Source organism: Actinokineospora spheciospongiae (assembly GCF_003182415.1).
GTDB lineage: Bacteria > Actinomycetota > Actinomycetes > Mycobacteriales > Pseudonocardiaceae > Actinokineospora > Actinokineospora spheciospongiae.
Window position 1 is genome coordinate 1 of the sequence record NZ_QHCP01000019.1, and the last position, 18,983, is coordinate 18,983.

18 protein-coding genes are annotated in these 18,983 nt (G+C 74.2%); 14 read left to right on the forward strand and 4 right to left on the reverse strand.

Annotation, left to right across the window (positions count from 1 at the left end; translation table 11 throughout):
• Nucleotides 1-488 precede the first annotated feature (488 nt).
• The 4 genes from DFQ13_RS31400 (at nucleotide 489) to DFQ13_RS31415 (ending at nucleotide 5,386) form a co-directional block, all read left to right on the forward strand.
• Nucleotides 489-1,613, forward strand: a complete 1,125-nt coding sequence (locus DFQ13_RS31400) for a carboxylate-amine ligase (RefSeq protein ID WP_110082427.1) — start codon at nucleotides 489-491, stop codon at nucleotides 1,611-1,613.
• Nucleotides 1,614-1,912: 299 nt separating this feature from the next.
• The gene (locus tag DFQ13_RS31405; protein WP_110082428.1) at nucleotides 1,913-3,412 is read left to right on the forward strand and encodes a CYTH and CHAD domain-containing protein; all 1,500 of its coding nucleotides are present in this window, start codon (nucleotides 1,913-1,915) and stop codon (nucleotides 3,410-3,412) included.
• Between the two features lie 70 nt (nucleotides 3,413-3,482).
• Complete coding sequence (locus tag DFQ13_RS31410; protein ID WP_146241422.1) at nucleotides 3,483-4,028, forward strand: hypothetical protein; 546 nt, start codon at nucleotides 3,483-3,485, stop codon at nucleotides 4,026-4,028.
• Nucleotides 4,029-4,057: 29 nt separating this feature from the next.
• A complete protein-coding gene (locus DFQ13_RS31415; protein ID WP_110082429.1) occupies nucleotides 4,058-5,386 on the forward strand; it encodes a sodium:proton exchanger in 1,329 nt (442 codons plus the stop codon).
• Here DFQ13_RS31415 and DFQ13_RS31420 read toward each other — a convergent pair.
• Entirely contained in the window at nucleotides 5,362-5,778 is a 417-nt protein-coding gene (locus DFQ13_RS31420; RefSeq protein WP_110082430.1) for an STAS domain-containing protein, read from the reverse strand. The two genes, DFQ13_RS31415 and DFQ13_RS31420, sit on opposite strands and share 25 nt — an antisense overlap.
• Nucleotides 5,779-5,920: 142 nt before the next feature.
• Here DFQ13_RS31420 and DFQ13_RS31425 point away from each other — a divergent pair, with 142 nt between their 5' ends.
• Genes DFQ13_RS31425 through malQ form a run of 3 tightly spaced genes read left to right on the forward strand, consistent with a single transcriptional unit; the run spans nucleotide 5,921 to nucleotide 9,794 of the window.
• Nucleotides 5,921-6,463: a hypothetical protein gene (locus tag DFQ13_RS31425; RefSeq protein ID WP_110082431.1), complete on the forward strand. Its 543-nt coding sequence runs from the start codon at nucleotides 5,921-5,923 to the stop codon at nucleotides 6,461-6,463.
• Between the two features lie 43 nt (nucleotides 6,464-6,506).
• Nucleotides 6,507-7,901: a DUF2867 domain-containing protein gene (locus tag DFQ13_RS31430; RefSeq protein WP_110082432.1), complete on the forward strand. Its 1,395-nt coding sequence runs from the start codon at nucleotides 6,507-6,509 to the stop codon at nucleotides 7,899-7,901.
• A gap of 18 nt (nucleotides 7,902-7,919) precedes the next feature.
• Complete coding sequence (gene malQ / locus DFQ13_RS31435) at nucleotides 7,920-9,794, forward strand: 4-alpha-glucanotransferase (protein WP_110082433.1); 1,875 nt, start codon at nucleotides 7,920-7,922, stop codon at nucleotides 9,792-9,794.
• A gap of 617 nt (nucleotides 9,795-10,411) precedes the next feature.
• Here the strand turns inward: malQ and DFQ13_RS31440 are convergent.
• Nucleotides 10,412-11,008, reverse strand: coding sequence for a DUF7711 family protein (locus tag DFQ13_RS31440; RefSeq protein WP_110082434.1), 597 nt, complete (start codon nucleotides 11,006-11,008; stop codon nucleotides 10,412-10,414).
• 93 nt (nucleotides 11,009-11,101) lie between these two features.
• Between DFQ13_RS31440 and DFQ13_RS31445 the strand changes: the two genes are divergently transcribed.
• The 5 genes from DFQ13_RS31445 to DFQ13_RS31465 all read left to right on the forward strand — a co-directional run bounded on the left by DFQ13_RS31445 (nucleotide 11,102) and on the right by DFQ13_RS31465 (nucleotide 15,763).
• Nucleotides 11,102-11,671, forward strand: coding sequence for a TetR/AcrR family transcriptional regulator (locus tag DFQ13_RS31445; RefSeq protein WP_035278703.1), 570 nt, complete (start codon nucleotides 11,102-11,104; stop codon nucleotides 11,669-11,671).
• Between the two features lie 253 nt (nucleotides 11,672-11,924).
• Nucleotides 11,925-13,118: a cytochrome P450 gene (locus tag DFQ13_RS31450; protein WP_110082435.1), complete on the forward strand. Its 1,194-nt coding sequence runs from the start codon at nucleotides 11,925-11,927 to the stop codon at nucleotides 13,116-13,118.
• A 2-nt stretch (nucleotides 13,119-13,120) separates the two neighbouring features.
• Nucleotides 13,121-13,339 carry a ferredoxin gene (locus DFQ13_RS31455; RefSeq protein ID WP_181400241.1) on the forward strand — a complete coding sequence of 73 codons (219 nt, stop codon included), beginning with the start codon at nucleotides 13,121-13,123 and terminating at the stop codon, nucleotides 13,337-13,339.
• 103 nt (nucleotides 13,340-13,442) lie between these two features.
• Complete coding sequence (locus DFQ13_RS31460) at nucleotides 13,443-13,817, forward strand: STAS domain-containing protein (protein ID WP_035278699.1); 375 nt, start codon at nucleotides 13,443-13,445, stop codon at nucleotides 13,815-13,817.
• Nucleotides 13,817-15,763, forward strand: a complete 1,947-nt coding sequence (locus DFQ13_RS31465) for an ATP-binding SpoIIE family protein phosphatase (RefSeq protein WP_110082436.1) — start codon at nucleotides 13,817-13,819, stop codon at nucleotides 15,761-15,763. Before DFQ13_RS31460 ends, DFQ13_RS31465 begins: the two co-directional genes overlap by 1 nt.
• On the opposite strand, the gene DFQ13_RS31470 is transcribed toward DFQ13_RS31465, so the two are convergent.
• Together DFQ13_RS31470 and hisG are read right to left on the reverse strand one after the other, a co-directional pair.
• The gene (locus tag DFQ13_RS31470) at nucleotides 15,732-16,409 is read right to left on the reverse strand and encodes an alpha/beta hydrolase family protein (protein ID WP_110082437.1); all 678 of its coding nucleotides are present in this window, start codon (nucleotides 16,407-16,409) and stop codon (nucleotides 15,732-15,734) included. The two genes, DFQ13_RS31465 and DFQ13_RS31470, sit on opposite strands and share 32 nt — an antisense overlap.
• Nucleotides 16,409-17,266 carry an ATP phosphoribosyltransferase gene (hisG, locus tag DFQ13_RS31475; protein WP_110082438.1) on the reverse strand — a complete coding sequence of 286 codons (858 nt, stop codon included), beginning with the start codon at nucleotides 17,264-17,266 and terminating at the stop codon, nucleotides 16,409-16,411. The genes DFQ13_RS31470 and hisG overlap by 1 nt, the downstream gene beginning before the upstream one ends.
• Nucleotides 17,267-17,388: 122 nt before the next feature.
• Here hisG and DFQ13_RS31480 point away from each other — a divergent pair, with 122 nt between their 5' ends.
• Nucleotides 17,389-17,946, forward strand: a complete 558-nt coding sequence (locus tag DFQ13_RS31480) for an ArsR/SmtB family transcription factor (protein WP_035278692.1) — start codon at nucleotides 17,389-17,391, stop codon at nucleotides 17,944-17,946.
• Entirely contained in the window at nucleotides 17,939-18,790 is an 852-nt protein-coding gene (locus DFQ13_RS31485) for an SRPBCC family protein (protein ID WP_035278691.1), read from the forward strand. Before DFQ13_RS31480 ends, DFQ13_RS31485 begins: the two co-directional genes overlap by 8 nt.
• The last annotated feature ends 193 nt before the right edge of the window (nucleotides 18,791-18,983 follow it).

The following is an 18,983-nucleotide window of genomic DNA, read 5'->3' on the forward strand; positions in this document are numbered from 1 at the left end:
AACGAGCTGGACCTGCTGGAGGTCACCCTGGAGGACTTCCTCAACAACAACACCATCAGCGACAACCTCGTCTTCAAGAACAACCTCGTCGACGTCATCGACGACATCAACGTCATCGACGACATCGACGTGAGCAAGATCTTCATCGACCTGCTCTGATTCACCGGGCGGACCGGTGGCACCTTTCCGTGGAAAGGTGCCACCGGTTCTCCTTTGTCTCGGGTTCGAGTTGTCGTGGTTCGGATTGGTGTTCTTTCGATCAATTGTCAGGAATTTCGGTTGAACCACGCGCCACCTGGGTTGTGGTCGCGCACTGTGCCCAACGCGGTGAAGACGCGTCGCGACGGCTGCCACCTCGCCCATGGCGTCGACTGTGGCGGGGCGGAGGCGGTGGGCGCGTGGCCGATCACGAACCCGGCCGTGGGTGTGACGCCGGGCGCTGAGCGGGTACTCCTCATCCCAGCAGTTGAAAACGAGGAGGACAGCGAGTGACGATCGACTCGACCACCCTAACCCTGGGCATCGAGGAAGAATTCTTCCTCGTCGACCCGGCGGGCAGGCTCGTGGACCAGGGGCCGGAGACCGCCGAGCGCGGTGCCGCGGCCGTCGAGGGCGACCCCGACCTGAAGCCGGAGCTGCTGCGGGCCATGGTGGAGTCGGCCACCGGCATCTGCCACAGCGCGCAGCAGGTCGCCGAAGAGCTGACCGAGCTGCGGGTGGCGCTGGCGGGCGCGGCGCGCGAGCAGGGCGCGCTGCTGGTCGCCACCGGCACGGTGCCACACCAGCAGCCCGACTTCGCCACGGTCGGCCCCGGGGCCCGCTACCGGCGGATCACCTCGCACGTCGGCGAGTTCATGTTCTCCGGGATGACCTGCGGCTGCCACGTCCACGTGGGGGTGGAGGACACCGCGACGGCGCTGCGCGCGGCCAACCACCTGCGGCTGTGGTTGCCCGCGCTGATCACCGTGTGCGCCAACTCGCCGTTCCAGGACGGGCGCGACACCGGCTACGCCAGCACCCGGCACCTGCTGTGGGAGCGCTGGCCGTCCGCGGGCCCGCCGCCCTACCTGGACTCCGTGGAGCAGTACGAGGAGCTGGTGGAGGACATGCTGGCCACCGGGGCGATCCTCGACCGCAAGATGGTCTACTTCGACGTCCGCCCGTCGGACGACCACCCGACCGTGGAGACCCGGATCAGCGACGTCGCGCCCACCCCGCGCGAGGCCGCGCTGCTGGCCGTGCTGGTGCGCACCATCGTGGCCGAGGCGCTCGACAGCGACCGCGACTTCCCCCGCGTGCCCACCCAGGTCGTGCGCGCGGCGCAGTGGCGGGCGGCCAAGGACGGGTGGGGCGCGGTCGTGCCCGACCCGTGGGCCGACGGGCACCGGCCCGCGCCGGAGATCTTCGCCGACCTGATCGCCAGGCACGCACCCGCGCTGCGCCGCTCCGACGAGCTGGAGTTCGTGCGGTCGACGCTGTCCTCCCTGGAGGAGACGGGCGACGGCGCGACCCGCCAGCGGGCCGCCGGGATCGACGGCGTGGTGGCGATGCTCGCCGCGCAGACGGCGGACACGAGCATGTCGGGGTCCGGCTCGGTGGGTGCTTCGCGGTGAACACCGCGGGCATCGGATCGCGGTAGCCGGAGCCGGTCGGTCAGCGGGCGCGCGGTCCATCGGCCCGACAGGGGGCGGGACAACCCGGGAAACCGGGTTGTCCCGCCCCCTGCGTTTTATCGATCCAGCACCGGTGCCCGCAGCGCGCAGGGGCACGCGGAAGGCGCCGGTACTGACCATCGTGGACGGTCGGTGCCGGGCAGGCCGGGCCGCTCCTCACTCGACAGGGGTGTGAACCCCGGAGATCCCCGCCCCGGCGCAGGCGCACGCGATGTCCGAATCAGTGTCATAGTGGAGGGATGGGAGCCAAGGTGGTCCGTGAGACCGAGCGCAAATTCGAGGCCGACGCCGACTTCCGCCTCCCCGAACTGGTCGGGGTGGGCGGGGTGACCGCCGTGCGCGGTCCCGAGCGCAGCGACCTCGACGCCAGTTACTTCGACACCCAGGACCTCCGCCTGGCCCGGGCGGGCATCACGCTGCGCAGGCGCACCGGCGGCGCCGACGCGGGCTGGCACGCCAAGCTGCCGGTCGGCCCGGACACCCGCGACGAGGTCCGCTTCCCGCTGGGGCGGGCCAAGAAGACCGTGCCCGCCGCGCTGACCGCCCTGGTCCGCGCGCACACCCTCGACGAGCCGCTGGTGCCGGTGGCCCGGATCGTCACCCGCCGCGACGAGTGGACCCTGCTCGACGCCGACGGCGAGCAGGTCGCGCTGCTTGCCGACGACCACGTCACCGCCGTGCCCACCGACGGCAAGGCCACCACCTGGCGCGAGCTGGAGGTGGAGGCCGCCGACGCCGCCGCCCTCGACCCGATCGGCGAGGCGCTCGGCGCCCGGCCGTCGTCGTCGACCTCCAAACTGGTCCGCACCCTGGGCAAGAAGGCCCGCCGCCAACAGCCCCCGGAGCTGCCCAAGCACCCCACCGCCGGTGATGCGGCCCTGCAATACGTCCGCGCGCGGTTCGACGACCTGCGCGCGCACGACACCGGGGTCCGCCTCGACGCCGAAGACTCCATCCACCAGTTCCGGGTCACCTGTCGGCGGATGCGCAGCGCGCTGCAGGCGTTCCGGCCGCTGTTCGACGCCGACCGGGTGGCCGCCCTGCGCGAGGAGTTCCGCTGGCTCGGCGCGGAGCTGGCCCCCGCCCGCGACGCCGAGGTCCTGGAGGAGCACCTGCGCGCGGAGGTCGACCGGCTGCCCACCGAGGTCGTCCTCGGCGGGGTGTCCGCCCGGCTGAGCGCCGAGTTCGCCAGGGTCGGCGCGGACGCGCGCGGCTCGGCGCTGGCGGTCCTCGACGGCGACCGGTACAAGGCCGTGCTGGTCGACCTGGCCGCGCTGCTCGCCGACCCGCCGTTCACCGCCAAGGCCGCCCGGCCCGCCGCGGGCGAGCTGCGCAAGGCCGTGCGCAAGTCCGCCGACCGGCTCACCGCCTCGGTGGAGGCCGCCGACACCGCCGCGTCCCCCGCCGACCGCGACACCGCGCTGCACCAGGCCCGCAAGGACGCCAAGAAGGCCCGCTACACCGTCGAGGCGGTCGACCCGGTCCTCGGCCGCGAGCTGCGCAAGTGGGGCAAGCGGGTGAAGGGCGTGCAGACCGCGCTCGGGGTGCACCAGGACGCCGTGGTGGCCCGCGAAGCCCTGCGGGACCTGGGGGTCCGCGTGCACCTGGAGGGCGACAACGCCTTCACCTACGGCCTGCTGTGGGCCAGGGAGGACACCCGCGCCCACACCGCGGAGGCCGAGTTCGTCGCGGCCTGGGCCAGGCTGTGCGGGTCGAAGGGGCCCCACCTGCCGGGGTGAACCCGGTTTCGTCGTGGGCCACCCCGGGTAATCCCCTTTCGGCAGGGACTCCACCGAAAGGGGCTGGGACGTGGACGACAGCGCGTACATCTTGTTCTTGATAGTGGGCATCGCCCTGGTGCTGGTCGACGGCCAGGTGATCTACCGCAGCGGTCTGCGCTACCTGACCGACACCGAGGGCAGCGAGCAGCAGTCGGCGAAGTCCATGGCGCGGATGGTCTCGGTCCTGTTCCACATCGCCGTCATCGGTCTGCTCCTGCTGATCTCCACGCTGGACGTCGGCGGCGACAGCGTGATGGAGGTCGTCGTCCTCAAGCTGGGCATCGTGCTGATCCTGCTGGCGCTGGCCCACTTCGTCACCCTCAAGATGCTCAACCGGATGCGCGACCGGCTGGACGCGGAGAACCTCACCAAGAAGCGCTACGGCGCCCGCGGTGAAGAGCGCCCGGTCTCGCCCAACCCGGACGTCCCGGTGCGGCACGAGCCGGTGATCACCAACGACCCCACCACCCCCGCGCGGTTCAAGGCCGTGCAGCCGGGTGACCCGGAGATCCCCACCACGGTCCAGGAGCGGCGCGGCCCCATCGAACGCCCGATCCTGCCGGAAACGCGCTGAACGCCGGCAGGCTCCAGGAATCGCGGTCCATGCTCTCCCGGGCCGCGATTCCGCTGTGGGCGGCGGTCGCGCTCACGGTCCCCGGTGTCTTCCTCGGCGCCACCGGCACCCACATCGCCCCGCCGGTGGACGCGGTCCTGTTCGGGATCGCGGTCGTCGGCGCGGCGTTCGTGCTGTCCTGGGTCGCCGAGGCGGTCCAGCTCGACATCTCCCCGGGCTTGGCGATCACCCTGCTGGCGCTGATCGCCGTGCTGCCGGAGTACGCGGTCGACTTCGTCTTCACCGCCGAGGGCGGCAGCGCCTTCGCCGAGCACGGACCCACCTGCCTCCCGCCCGACGCCGCCGAGGGCACCGAGTCGCCCTGCGGGCTGGCGCTGGCGAACATGACCGGCGCCAACCGCATCCTGGTCGGCATCGGCTGGGCCGCGGTCGTGCTCATCGCCACCTGGCGCATCCACCGCAACCGGGTCGCCGGGGAAACCCCCGGGGACCCGGAGCGCAAGGCGCGTTCACCCAAGCAGGCCACGGTTTCCCTGGAGCGCACCGACTCCGTGCCGCTGGCGTTCCTCGCCCTGGCCACCCTCTACTCGCTGACGCTGCCGCTGCGGCACACCATCACGCTCGTCGACGCGGTCGTGCTGGTCGGCATCTTCGTGCTCTACGCCGTGCGCGTCGCCAGGGCGCCCGCGGGTGACCCGGAACTCGACGGTGTCGCCGCGGTGGTCGGCGGGCAGTCGAAGACCGCCCGCCGCGTGTGGTGCCTGGCGATGTTCGCCTTCGCCGCGGCGGTGATCCTGCTGGTGGCGGAGAACTTCGCGCACTCGCTGGTGGAGACCGGCACCGAGTTGGGCGTCAGCCAGTTCCTGCTCGTGCAGTGGGTGGCGCCGCTGGCCTCGGAGGCACCGGAACTGCTGGTGGCGGGCCTGTACGCCTGGCGGCTCAAGACCACCGACGCGCTGGCCACGCTGGTGTCGTCGAAGGTCAACCAGTGGACGCTGCTGGTCGGCACGCTGCCCATCGTGTTCGCCATCGCCGCGGGCGGGCTCAACGGGCTGCCGCTCGACGGGCCGCAGCGCGAGGAACTGCTGCTCACCGCCGCGCAGTCGCTGTTCGCGGTGACGCTCCTGCTGGGGCTGACCATCACCGTGCGCGGCGCGCTGACGCTGCTCGGGCTGTTCCTCGCCCAGTTCGTGCTCGCCGCCGTGCTGCCCGCGTCGGTCAAGGGGATCGAGTTGATCGCGCTGTCCGGCGTCTACCTGGTGCTGGCCCTGATCACCGCCGTGCGTCAGCGCCACCACGTCCGGCGGCTGCTGCGCGACGGGTACCGCACGCCCTACCGGGAGCTGGCGGACGCGTAGCGGGCCAAGGCGCTGCCGAGGTCCGGGTGGACCCGGAACCTCGGGCGCAGGCCGGTGATCTCCATCGGGCGCAGCACCGAGCGCCGGTCGGCCACCACGTGGAACTCCACCGCCCTGGCCTCGGCCCGGTCGCGCACGCGCACCAGCGCGGACAGCCCGGCCGCCGCCAGGAAGTCCACTTCGGACATGTCGACCACCAGGGCCAGCGGGTCGCCGGTGTCCAGTGCCCGCTCCAGCAGCTCGCGCAGCCGCACGGCGGTGCCCAGGTCGACCTCGCCGGAGACCGTCACCAGCACCGCCCACCGGCCCTCGGCCGAGACCCGGACCGCCAGCGCGGGGCGCCCGCCCCGACGCGGACGGGGCAGCCCGCCCCCGGGTGCGGCAGCAGCCATGACGTCCTCGGTTCCTCGGGTGATCGGGCGAGAGGGGGCACCGGCAGCATAGGCCACGTTTGCCCCAGGGCAAGCAACTGCGTGCGCGGGTTGACCCGAAGGTCGCAGGTTCGCCACCGATCGGCCGTGGTACCCACGCAGCGTGGTCACCTCACTGCTCTCCGCGCGCGGCTACCGGCTGGCCTGGGCGGGCGTGGCCGGGATGACCGGCTTCGCGGGCCTGCTGCTCGGTGTGGTCCTCACCGGGACCTGGCCGCTGGTGATGATCCTGGCCACAGCGACCTGCCTGGCCGTGGCCTGCCGCGCCGCCGCCGAGGACCTCGCCGACCGGACGGTGCGCCTGCCGCCCCTGGTGGCGCTGCCGGCCGCGGTGCTCGTCGCCGGGACCGGGCTCGTGCTCGCCCTCGGCGGTGCCGCCGTCGCGCTGCTGGTGTGCCTGGCGGCCACCGGCCTGCCGCTGCTGGGACCGCGCCACCGCTTCCTCGACACCGCTGAGCTGCGCGGGCGCTGGGAGGCGGGCGGGCGGGCACTGGCCGAGGTGAGCACCCCGGCGGAAGCCGCCGCCGTGGTCCGCGACCGCGCGCGGTGCCTCGACGAACTGGAGCGCCGCGACCCCGAGGGGGTCCGGCGCTGGCTGTCCTCCCCGGACCCGTTCGCCCGCTTCGGCACCGCCGACCCCGCCTGATCACGCCCGGCGAACGGGCGCGCCCGCTGCGATAGTTGGTCCGGTGAGCACATGTCTGGTCATCGGCGCGGGCGGCTACATCGGCAAGCCCCTCGTCGCCGCGCTGCGCGCCGCGGGGCACGAGGTCCGCGCGATGGCCCGGTCCCTCGACCCGGCGCACCTGCCGCTCGACGTCATCCCGATCCGCGCCGACGCCCGCGACCCGATGGCGCTGTCGGCGGCCATGGCGGGCGTCGACGTCGTCTACCACCTCGTGCACTCCATGGACAGCGCCGACTTCGCCGACACCGACACCGTGATCGCCGACACCGTCGCCGAGGCCGCCGCCGCGGTCGGCATCCGGCAGTTGGTCTACCTAGGCGGCCCCCGCCCGACCGGCCCGGAGGTCTCCCCGCACCTGGGTTCCCGCGCCGACGTCGGCGACGCGTTCCTCGCCGCCCCGACCCCCGCGCTGGTCCTGCAGGCGTCGATGGTCATCGGGGCGGGCTCGGCCAGCCTGGACCTGCTCAGCCACGCCGCGCGCTTCGCCCCGGTGGTGCTGCGCCCGCCGTGGATGGGCAACCGCAGCCGCCCCATCGCCCTGGCCGACGTGCTGTTCCACCTGGTGGACGCGGCGGACCGGGAACCGGTGAACCTGGTGGTCGACCTCGCGGGCCCGGAGACGCTGACCTACCTGGAGCTGATCCAGCGCTACGCCCGCGTCGCGGGCCTGCCGTGGCGGCTGCCGGTGCCGGTGCTCGTCGTGCCCACCGGCCCGGCCGCCGCGGCCGCCGCCGCGCTCAGCGACCTGCCCCGCCCGCTGGTGCGCGCCCTGCTGGAGTCGCTGCGCCACGACCTCGTGCCGGACCCGGCGAACGTCGCCCCCGCCCCGCCCGGCGGCGCCACCGGCCTCGACCGGGCGCTGCGCGACGCCCTCGGCCTGCCGGTGCCCGTCGGCCCGCCCACGACCGCCCCCGGCACCCGCGTCGACCGCCGCGAACTGCGCGTCCACGCCACCGAACCCGCGCTCTGGCGGGTGATCACCGACCTCGGCGGCCGCGGCGGCTGGCACACCGTGCCCGGCGCCTGGGCCCTGCGCGGCGCCCTCGACCACCTCCTCGGCGGCATCGGCCTGCACCGCGGCCGCCCGGCCGAACTCGCCCCGGGCGACGCGGTGGACAGTTGGACCGTCGTCAGCCGCGACGACGCCGACCGGTCGCTGCTGCTGCGCGCGGACATGCGCCTGCCCGGCCGGGCGTGGCTGCGGCTGCGCGCCATCGCCGGGACGGCGCCGGGGGAGTGCGTGTTCGAGCAGACCGTGACCTTCGTGCCCGACGGCCTGCCCGGCACCCTGTACTGGCTGGCCCAGAAGCCCGCGCACGACGTGGTGTTCGGCATGATGGCCCGCGGCATCGCCAACGCCGCCGAGCGGGCCCCGGGCCCGGTCGCTGCCCGCTGATCTCCGAAAGGGTCCACAGTGGATGAATCCCTGGCCGCCCTCGCCGCCGCGCACGGCGTCGCGGTCTCCTACGAGAACGGTGACCGCGAACAGGTCGAGGTCGACCCGGACGTGGTCGTCGCCGTCCTCGCCCAGCTCGGCGTCGACCCCGGCGACCCGCCGGTCGCGCCGGGCGCGGGCGTACCGACCGTGGTGCGCCGAGGCGTGCGGGTGGACGTCGGCACCGGCGTCGTGCTGCTGGAGGACGGCGGTGAGGTGCCCGTGTCCGGGGTGCTGCCCGCGGACCTGCCGCTGGGCTGGCACCGGCTGCGGGTGGGGGAGCGGGAGACGTCGCTGGCGGTCACCCCCGCCGCGCTGCCGCCCGCACCGCGCACCTGGGGGTGGATGACCCAGCTCTACGCCCTGCACACCCCCGACTCGTGGGGCGTCGGCGACTACGCCGACCTGCGCTCGTTCGTCGCCGCGGCGGCCGCGGACGACGCCGGGGCGGTGCTGGTCAGCCCGGTCGCCGCGCCGAGCCTGGTGCACCCGGTGCAGCGGTCGCCGTACTCGCCGTCGAGCAGGCGCTTCCTCAACCCGATCCACCTGTCGGTGACCGAGACCGACGCGTTCCGGGCCGCGTCGGCCGACGTGCGGGAGCAGGTCCGCGCCCTGCGCCCGGACAACCCGGAACTGGTCGACCACGACGCGGTCTGGCGGGCGAAGTCGGCGGCGCTGGAACTGCTGTTCGCCCCCGCCGACCCGGTCGAGGCCGACCCCGGCCTGCTCGACTACGCCACCTTCGCCGCCCTGGCCGAGGAGCACGGCGAGGACTGGCGCGAGTGGCCGGAACCGCTGCGCGAGCCGGGCTCCGCCGAGGTCGCCGCCGAGCGCGCCCGCCTGTCCGCCAGGGTGGCCTTCCACGTGTGGGTGCAGGGCCTGTGCTCGCGGCAACTGGAGCAGGTGCACGCCGCCGCGTCGGGCATGGCGGTGGGCGTGGTGCACGACCTCCCGGTGGGCGTCACCCCCAGCGGCGCGGACGCCTGGTCGCTGCGCGACGTCCTCGCCACCTCGGTCACCGTGGGCGCCCCGCCGGACGCGTTCAGCCCGCTGGGCCAGGACTGGGTCCTGCCGCCGTTCCGCCCGGACCGCCTCGCCGAAGCGGGCTACCTCCCCTTCCGCGACATGATCCGGGCCGTCCTGCGGCACGGCGACGGCATCCGGGTCGACCACGTGGCGGGCCTCTGGCGGCTCTGGTGGATTCCGCCGGGCGAAACCGCCGACCGGGGCACCTACGTGCACTACGACGCGGAGGCGATGCTGGGCGTCCTGCTGCTGGAGGCCCACCGGGCGGGCGCGGTGGTCATCGGCGAGGACCTGGGCACGGTCCCCGACGAGGTCACCGACACCCTCCGCGCCCGCGGCGTGCTGAGCTGCTCGGTGGCCTGGTTCGAGCGCGACGCCGACGGCAGGCCCCGGCCGCCCGCCGACTGGCCCGCCCAGGCCGCGGCGAGCGTGTCCACCCACGACCTGCCCACGGCCCTGGGCTTCCTCACCGGCGACCACGTGCGGGTGCGGGCCGACCTGGGCCTGCTGTCCGACCCGGCGGCCGAGGAGCTGCGGGCGGCCGACGAGCGGGCCGAGATCGTGGGGCTGCTGGAATCGGAGGGGCTGGTGGCACCGGGCGCGTCCGCCGAGGAGGTGGTGGACGCCCTGCACGTCCTGCTCGCCAGGACCCCGTGCGCGCTGGTGTTCGCCGCGCCCGCCGACCTGATCGGCGAGGCCCGGCAGCCGAACCTGCCGGGCACGGTGGACCAGTACCCGAACTGGCGCATCCCGCTGCCGCTGCCGGTGGCGGACATCTTCACGCACCCGACGGTCCGCCGAGCGGTGGCGGAGTTCAAGAAGCGGTAACCGGCGATCCGCTATTTCGTATCTTGATAGCGGGATTGGTCGGTGTGGTGTAGGGAGAGGGGCGGCCTGGCCGGTGGGGGCTGGGCCGCCGGGTGGGGGCTGGGCCGCCGGGTTGAGCTGCGCCACCCATGGAGTTGCCTCGCCCGTAGGACTGGGTCCGCCTGTAGGGGCTGCGCCGCTTGTGGGGGCTGCGCCGCCGGGTGAGGCTGCGCCGCCCGTAACCCTGCGCCGCCGGTAACCCTGCGCTGCCGGTAAGGCTGGGCCGCTTGTGGGGCTGGGCGGCTCGGTCGACAGGGTGGGTCGCCTGGTCGGCCGGGGCCGGTCGGCGGAGCGGGGATCGCCGAAGGCCCGCTGGTGCCCTGGTGGCCTGGCGGGTGGGGGAATGGGCGGTGGGGCCGGGGTGGGGATCGCCCCGGGTTACTTCTTGGTGGGTTTGATCTTCTCCGCGGGCGGGTCCTGCTGCTCGGGGACCGGGCTCACACCCTGCTCACGGCTGAGTTCGGTGTAGATCGGGTTCGGGTCGGTCTCCAGCACAGTCGCCTCCTCGGCTTGGTCGTGACGAGCATGGGTAACCGTTCCGGTCCGGGTTCACACCTGATCGGCCCAGAAAGTCTCGCTCAGTTGGCGGTTGCGCTGGTCACAGCGAGCAGGTCCAGGTAGCCGGTGCTTGCCTGCCACAGGGCGTCGGCCACCGGTTCGATCTTGCCGGGGCGCCAGCGGCGGTCCGCGTACTCCGCGGTGCGGGTGGTGAGGGCCTGGTGGCTGATCGCCAGGTCGTCGGCCAGGCGGGCCGGGAGGTCCGCGGGCGCTTCCATGCGGATGTCGGCACCCCGGCCGTCGCGGAGGGCGTCGAGGACGTGCTGGTCGGTGCCGTCCTCGACGGACCAGACGCGGGCGGGGCGGTCGATCAGGTGGTTCCAGACGGGGGCGTGCGCGGAGCGCCAGCAGACGCGGAAGGGCAGTTGGGGGAGGCGGACCGCGTTGCCCCAGTGGCGCGAGCCCGCGGGTTCGGTCAGCCAGGGCACCTCCGGCACCGGCAGGTCGACGGTGAGGGCGACCAGGATGGTCTCCAGGTCGCGGGCGGGGCCGAGGACGTCCCCGGCCACCCACAGGCCGGTCACCCTGAGCGGGAAGATCGAGTCGGGTTTGGCGGCCATGTCGGCGCAGGTGGTCGCCAGGGCTTCGACGTGGTGCACGGCGCGGTTCCACTTCACCCGGACATCCTGCCCCGGTCCGCCCGTGTGGTTCCCTGGCGCCCCACCGCCGCGCGCCCACCGCCGCGACGCCGCCGAACGAACGGGGACGAGATGACCGAGGGCGACCGGACCCGCAGGCGCGACGCGGCGGCGACCAGGCAGGCCCTGCTCGCCGCCGCGGCCGAGCTGTTCACCGCCCGCGGCTTCGACCGCACCTCGGTGCGCGACATCGCCGCGCTCGCCGAGGTCAACCAGGCGCTGGTGTTCCGCTACTTCGGTTCCAAGGAGGAACTGCTCGGCGCCGTCCTCACCGCCCCGGGGCGCGAGATCGTCGCCACCACCCCGCCGGAGGAGCTGCTCACCCGCCTGGTCGGGGAGATCTTCGCCGGGGAACCGGGCGGCCCGGGGGCCAACCTCCTGCTGATGGCCCTCAGCGGCCCCCAGGACGGGGGTGCGGCGGAGGCGCTGGACCGCGAGGTGGCCGCGCCCCTGCGCGCCGCCCTGCGCAGCCTCACCGACGACCCGTCCGCCGACCTGCGCGCGGAACTGGTCTGCGCCTGGCTCCTGGGGATCGCCCTGGTGCGCCAGATCCGCCTGGACGGGCCGGTGGCCAAGACCGACCCCGCCGAGGTCACCCCGGTGGTCCTGGACGCGGTCACCCGCCTGCTCACCGACGGCTGACCGCCCGCACCCGCCGACCCGGCACCTCCCGGGGCGATCCGACCGGTTCGCCCCCCGCCGTCCGGATCGCCCCCGGAAGTGCCCGCTGACCTCCTCTGTGGACCGGGGGGCGCATCGCCCCAGCTCACCCGCCTCGGCGGGGCGCGCCCGGCGGCATCACTGTCCGCGCTCGCGCGTTGACGGTGCGCTCCGGCGGACGTACGTTGTCAGCGGGTGCTTACGCCATACCCGTCATCGTCGAGGGGACCCCGAATTGACCACCGCGGACGAACGCGTCGAGACCTACCCGTTCAACAAGCCCGAGGGGCTGGAGCTGTCCCCGCGCTACCGCGAGGCGCGCGAGGCGCCCGGCATGATCAAGGTGCGGCTGCCCTTCGGCGAGCCCGCCTGGCTGGCCACCCGGTACGAGGACGTCCGGCTGGTGCTCGGTGACCGGCGGTTCAGCCGGGCCGCGGCGGCCGCGCACGACGAGCCGCGCAGCCAGCCCTACCGGCGGCCCGGGGGCATCCTGGCCATGGACCCGCCCGACCACACCCGGCTGCGGGTGCTGGTGGCCAGCGCCTTCACCGTGCGGCGGGTCGAGAAGCTGCGGCCCTGGGTGCGGGAGATCGCGGGCAGGCTCGTCGACGACATGGTCGCCGCGGGTGGACCGGTGGACCTGGTCGACGCGTTCGCGCTGCCGCTGCCGGTGCAGGTCATCTGCGAGCTGCTCGGGGTGCCCGCGGAGGACCGCGACCGGTTCCGGGTGTGGAGCGACGCGCTGCTGTCGACCTCCTCGCTGACCGAGCAGGAGTTCGGTCAGAACCACGCGGAGCTGCGCGCCTACATGGGCGAGCTGGTGGAGCAGCGCCGGGCCGAGCCGCGCGACGACCTGATGTCGGCGCTGATCGCCGCCCGCGCCGACAACGTGGACCGGCTGACCGAGCTGGAGCTGGTCGACCTGTGCGTCGGGGTGCTCGTCGCCGGGCACGAGACGACCGCGACGCAGATCCCGAACTTCGTCCACGTCCTGCTGTCGCACCCGGAGCGGTTCGCCGAGCTGGTGGCCGAGCCCGCCAGGGCGCCGGAGGTCGTCGAGGAGCTGCTGCGCTTCGTCCCGCTCGGGGCCGGTGCGGCCTTCTCCCGCTACGCCACCGAGGACGTCGAGGTCGGCGGGGTGCTGGTGCGGGCGGGGGAGCCGGTCCTGGTGTCGGTGGGTTCGGCCAACCACGACGGCGACAGGTTCCCCGACCCCGACGAGCTGAAGTTCGACCGGACCGAGACCTCGCACCTGGGCTTCGGGCACGGCGTGCACCACTGCCTCGGCGCACCGCTGGCCCGCCTGGAGCTGCAGGAGGCGCTGCTGGTGCTGGCCGTCCGGCTGCCCGGGCTGCGCGAGGCGGCGGAGCCGGAGTGGAAGACGCAGATGCTGGTGCGCGGTCCGCGCCGGATGATGGTGGACTGGTGAGCATGAGCTGGACGATCGCGGTCGACGGCAAGGCCTGCCTCGGCTCGGGCATGTGCGCGGGTGCCCGCCCGGACGTGTTCGCCCTCGACGGCGCGCACGCCAGGGTGCTGGCGGACTCGGTGGAGCCGGACGAGGGGCTGCTCGACGTGGCGGACTCCTGCCCGGCGGCGGCCATCGTGGTGACCGGCGCCGACGGCACCGAACTGGCCCCGCGCGACTGACCCGGCGCGCGAGCAGCGCCGACGGCCCGTCGCGGCGGGCCGTCGGCGCTGGTCAGCCCCCCGAGCGGCGACAGCGGGGCGCGGGGGCGGCAGGATGTGACCCATGGACGACGACACGGGCCAGGGGGACGACGTGGGCAAGGCGACCAGCGCCGCGGGTTCCGTGGAGCTGATCACCACCGACGGGCCGACCGTGCTGCGGGTGACCGGCGCGCTCGACCTGGCGCTGGCGCCGAAGCTGCAGCAGCTCGTGGAGCGGGCGGTGCGCCACGGCGACCGGGTGCTGGTGGTCGACCTCACCGAGGTCGACTTCCTCGCCTCCGCGGGCATGTCGGTGCTGGTGCGCACGCACCGGGAGCAGCCGGGGATGCGCGTGGTGGCCGAGGGCCGGGTGGTGCTGCGGCCGTTGCAGATCACCCGGCTGACCGACGAACTCGACATCTACCCCACCCTCGACGCCGCCGTGGCGGGCCGGTGATGACCTCGACCGGTCCGGGGTTCGCCGAGCTGGTCGCCGCCGTGCGGGCCGGGTTCGCCGGGCCCGACGGCGCGCCGGTGCCGGTCCGGGAACGCGCGCTGGACCCGGCGCTGGTGCTCGAGGACGCCACCGCCGGACCGCTGGTGCGGGTGCCGGGGGAGGCGGCGCTGGCGCGGCTGACCGGCGGTGAGCCGGTGACCGGCGCGGTCCTGGTCGCCGACGGGGACCACGCCGTCCTGCTGTCCACCGTGGACCCGGTCGGCGAGCAGCACCGGTTCGTGGCCGCCGCCGTCGCCGCCGCGACCGCCGACCTGGTCGAGGTGGTGCGCGCGCTGCGGGCGGAGGCGGCGGTGCTCGACGCGCTGCACTCGGTGGGGCGGCGGCTGACCGCGCAGCTCGACATCGACGTGCTGGTGCAGGACGCCACCGACGCCGCGACCACCGCCACCGGGGCCGCGTTCGGCGCGTTCTTCTACAACCTGATCAACGAGTTCGGCGAGTCCTACACCCTCTACACGCTCTCCGGCGTGCCCAGGGAGGCGTTCTCCCGCTTCCCCATGCCGCGCAACACCCAGGTCTTCGGGCCCACGTTCGACGGCATGGGCACGGTCCGCAGCGACGACATCACCGCCGACCCGCGCTTCGGTCACAACGAGCCCTACCGGGGGATGCCCTCCGGGCACCTGCCGGTGCGCAGCTACCTGGCGGTGTCGGCGATCAGCCCGACCACCGGGAAGGTCCTCGGCGGGTTCTTCTTCGCCCACCCCGAGACCGGCCGGTTCACCGAGCGGCACGCCTACGTGGCCGAGGGCATCGCCGGGTACGCCGCGATCGCCCTGGACAACGCCCGGCTCTACGACCGGGAGGCCAACCTGGCCCGGGAGCTGTCGCGGCGGATGCTGCCCGCGGCCGCGGAGGTCCCCGGCTTGGACGTGGTGACCCGCTACCTGCCCGCGGCCACCGGGGACAAGGTCGGCGGCGACTGGTTCGACGTGCTGCCGCTGCCCTCGGGCGCCACCGCCTTCGTCATCGGCGACGTGGTGGGCCACGGGGTCACCGCGGCCACGGTCATGGGGCAGGTGCGGACCGCGGTGCGCTCGTACGCGCTGCTGGAGCTGCCGCCCGCCGAGCTGCTGCGCAACGTCTCCCAGCTCGTCGAACCCAGCTTCATCACCTGCTTCTACGCCGTGCACGACCCGGTGACCGACGACCTCGTCCACGCCAACGCGGGCCACCTGCCCGCCGTGCTGGTGCACCCGGACGGGCGGTTGGAGCAGATCGGCGAGGCGATGGCCCAGCCGCTGGGCGTCGGCCGCGAGTTCACCGCCCGCACCACCGCCTTCCCGCCCGGCGCCGACCTGTTCCTCTACACCGACGGGCTGGTCGAGACCCGCGGCTCCCGCGACCTGGTCTCCGGGATGGAGTCGCTGCTGGCCCGGCTGCCGGGCGTGCGCGCCGCCGCGGACACCGCCGAGGCCTGCGACCGGCTCATCGCCGACCTCACCGGCGGCACCCACGACGACGACATCGCCCTCATCCACGTGCACCACGCCGATCCGCTGGCCCGGCTGCACCGCAGCGTCGCCGCCCGGGCCCACACCCTCGTCCCGCTGCGCGGCGAGCTGGCCGCGTGGGCGACCGAGCGGGGCGCGCCGCCGGTGCTGACCGAGGACATCGTGCTGGCGGGCTACGAGGCCATGGCCAACTCGGTGGAGCACGGCTACCGCGACACCGCCGACGGCGTCCTCGACGTGCTCGCCGAGCACCGGCCGGGCCGGTTGGTGCTCACCGTCACCGACCACGGGACCTGGAAGCCGCCGGACCCCACCGACACGACCCGCGGGCGGGGGATGCCGCTGATCTCGCAGCTCGCGCACCGCTGGGTCACCACCCACCGCGCCGACGGCACGACCGTCACGATGGCCTGGGACCTGCCAGTGCGCTGACCTCCGCCAGGGCCGAGGCCCAGGCGGCGGAACCGGGGTCGATCGGGGTGAAGTGGTCGCCCGCCACGGTCACCAGCCGGTCGCCGGTGGCGTCGGTGAAGGCGGCGCTCTGCGCGAACGGGACGCGCTGGTCGGCCGGGGCGTGCAGGCAGGTCACCGGCACGCCGACCGGGGTCAGCGCCATGGGCGAGGCGGCGGCGTAGGCCTCGGGCACCTCGTCCGGGAGGCCGCCGAGGAACGCCACCGCCGCGCCCTCGCCGAGGCCGTCGCGCGCGGCGGCCACCACGTCGAGGACCCCCGCCAGCGACACCACGGCGCGCACCCCGCCGCGCCGGGCCAGGCAGACCGCCAGTTGCGCGCCCGCCGAGTGGCCGACGGCGATCACGTCGGTGCCCAGCGCCGCGCGGGCGGCCACCACGTCGTCGGGGGTGGCGGGCCAGCCGCCGCCCCCGCCCACCCGCCGGTACTCGGCATTGGCCACGGTGAAGCCCGCCGCGAGCAGCGACGGCACCAGCGGGCGCATCAGCTCCAGCCCGTGCCGAGCGCGCCAGAAACCGCCGTGCAGCAGCAGGACGGTGCCGCGCGACGGCCCGACCGGGGTGCTCAGCTCCAGGAACTGGCTCGGGTGCGGGCCGTATCGGGGCATCAGATGCGGCTGGACTCCAGCGGGGTCACCAGGATCGCCCGCGCCCCGACCTCCCACAGCTCGTCCATGACGAACGGCGCGCGGTCGCGCCGCACCAGCGAGCGGACCGCCACCCAGCCCTCGCGGGCCAGCGGGGAGACCGTCGGCGCCTCGATGCCCGGGGTCAGCGCGCACGCCGCCGCCTGGGCCTCGACCGGGCAGTCGTAGTCGACCATGACGTACTGGCGGGCGATCAGCACGCCCTTGAGCCTGCGCCGCAGCCGCTCGAAGGAAGTCAGCGCGTCCTCCTCCAGTTCGGGGCGCTGGATCAGCACCGCCTCGGACTCCAGGATCGGGTCGCCGAACACGACCAGGCCGGAGTTGCGCAGGCTGGTGCCGGTCTCCACCACGTCGGCCACCGCGTCGGCGATGCCGAGCTGCACGGAGGTCTCCACCGCGCCGTCCAACTTGACCAGCCGCACCGAAATCCCGTGCTCGGCCAGGTACTTCTCCACCAGCGTCGGGTAGCTGGTGGCCACCCGCCTGCCGTCGAGGTCGGCGAGCGCGGTCAGGGTGCCGGGGCGGGCGGCGAAGCGGAAGGTGGAGGCGGAGTAGCCCAGCGGCATGATCTCCAGCGCGCCGGTGTCGGCGTCGATGAGCAGGTCGCGCCCGCTGATGCCCGCGTCCAGCGTCCCGGAGCCGACGTAGACGGCGATGTCGCGCGGGCGCAGGAAGAAGAACTGCACGTCGTTGCGGGTGTCGTCGATCATCAGCTCGCGGTTGGACCGATGCACCCGGTAGCCGGCGGCGGTGAGGAGCTGTTCCGAGGGGACGCTGAGCGATCCCTTGTTGGGCACGGCGATCCGAAGCGTGGTCACGCGGTCTGATCCTGCCACAACCCGGCGGCCCGCGAGCGACCCGGTCCTGAACAGCCGGTGTGCATCAGTGCTGGTCACGGCTATTGACAAAATCTTTTTGAACGTACAAAATCATTTTTGCGATGAGAGACATCCTGTACCTCGACCAGCTCGAGCAGGCGGAGACCCTGCTCAAACCGGCGCGCGTGGACGTGCTCCGGCAGCTCGCCGAACCCCGGTCGTGCACCGAGGTGGCCGCCGCCCTCGGGCAGACGCCGCAGCGGGTCCACTACCACGTGAAGAAGCTGGTCGAGGCCGGGGTCGTGACCCAGGTCTCCGACCGGCGGGTGCGCGGGGTCACCGAGGGCGTCTTCCAGGCGACGGCGCGGTCCTACTGGCTCTCGCCCGCCCTGGTGGGGCGCATCGGCACCCGCCGCGAGCGCGACGAGCTGAACCTGGGGCACCTGCTCGACCTGGTCGAGCAGGTCCAGGTCGACATCGCCGCCCTCGACCGGTCCCGCCCGGAGCTGCCCTCGGTCGGCGTCGCGGGCGAGATCCGCGTCGCCCCGGAACACCGCGCGGAGTTCCTCGCCGACCTGCGCACCACCCTGCAAGAGCTGTTCACCCGCCACGGCGGGGCGGAGGGCGACGCCTTCTCCCTGGTCGTGGCCTGCTACCCGAAGGAAACCCCCGATGACTGAGACCCTGGCCTTCACCCTGCGCCTGCCCGCCCCGGTCGAGCGGGTGCACACCGCGCTGACCGACCCGGCCGAGCTGCGCACCTGGTTCGCCGAGCACGCCGAGGTCGCCCTCCCCGACACCTACGCGTTCTGGGGCAGGCACACCGTCGCGGGCGCCGAACCCGCCCAGCGCCCGCTGACCGTGGACGCCACCACCGTCCGCTTCGCCTGGACCATCGAGGGCACCGAGACCACCGTGGAGCTGGCCCTCAAGCCCGAGGGCGACGAGACCCTGCTGTCGCTGACCCAGACCGAGTTCCCCGGCTGGGGCGCCGTCGCGGGCGGCGACGGCGGCACGATCGGGCTCACCGGCACGTTCTGGGCGCTGGCCCTGGCCAACCTCGCCGACCACCTGGCAGGTCGCGAGCTGGGCCCGCTGCCCGACTTCACCGCCACCGACCTGCGCGCGGAGTACCTGATCGACGCCGCCCCGGAGAAGGTCTACCGGGCGCTGATGGACCCGGCGGAGTTCGTGGAGTGGTTCAACGCCCCGATGGAGCTGGAACCGCGCGTCGGCGGCCGGTGGGCCATGGGCGGCTTCGAGCACAACCCGAACCCGGCGACGATCACCGAGCTGGAGCCGGACCGCAGGATCACCGTGGACTTCGGCGCCGGGCTCGGGCAGTCCACCTGGGAGTTGGCGGAGTCCGGCGGCAAGACCCGGCTGACGTTCTCCCAGAGCGGGTTCGACCCCCAGGACATGCCCTGGGCGGGCTGGATGGGCTGGATCAGCGGCTTCGCCGAGCTGCGCCGCTACGTCGAGCTGGACCCGTGGACCCCGCTGTGGGCCGACGCGGGGGTCTGACCGGCCGGAGCACCCGGCCGGGCCGGACACGCAGGGCGTGGGCGCGTGTCCGGCCCTGAACCGGGACCACCCACGGGGGCGGGTCCGGCGCCCGGAGCCCTCGGCGGCTGCCGGGGAACTCCGTCGAGTGGTGCAGGGTCCTCAGAGCATCCCCGATCGCACCGGCCCGCACCCATCCCAACGGGTCATAGCG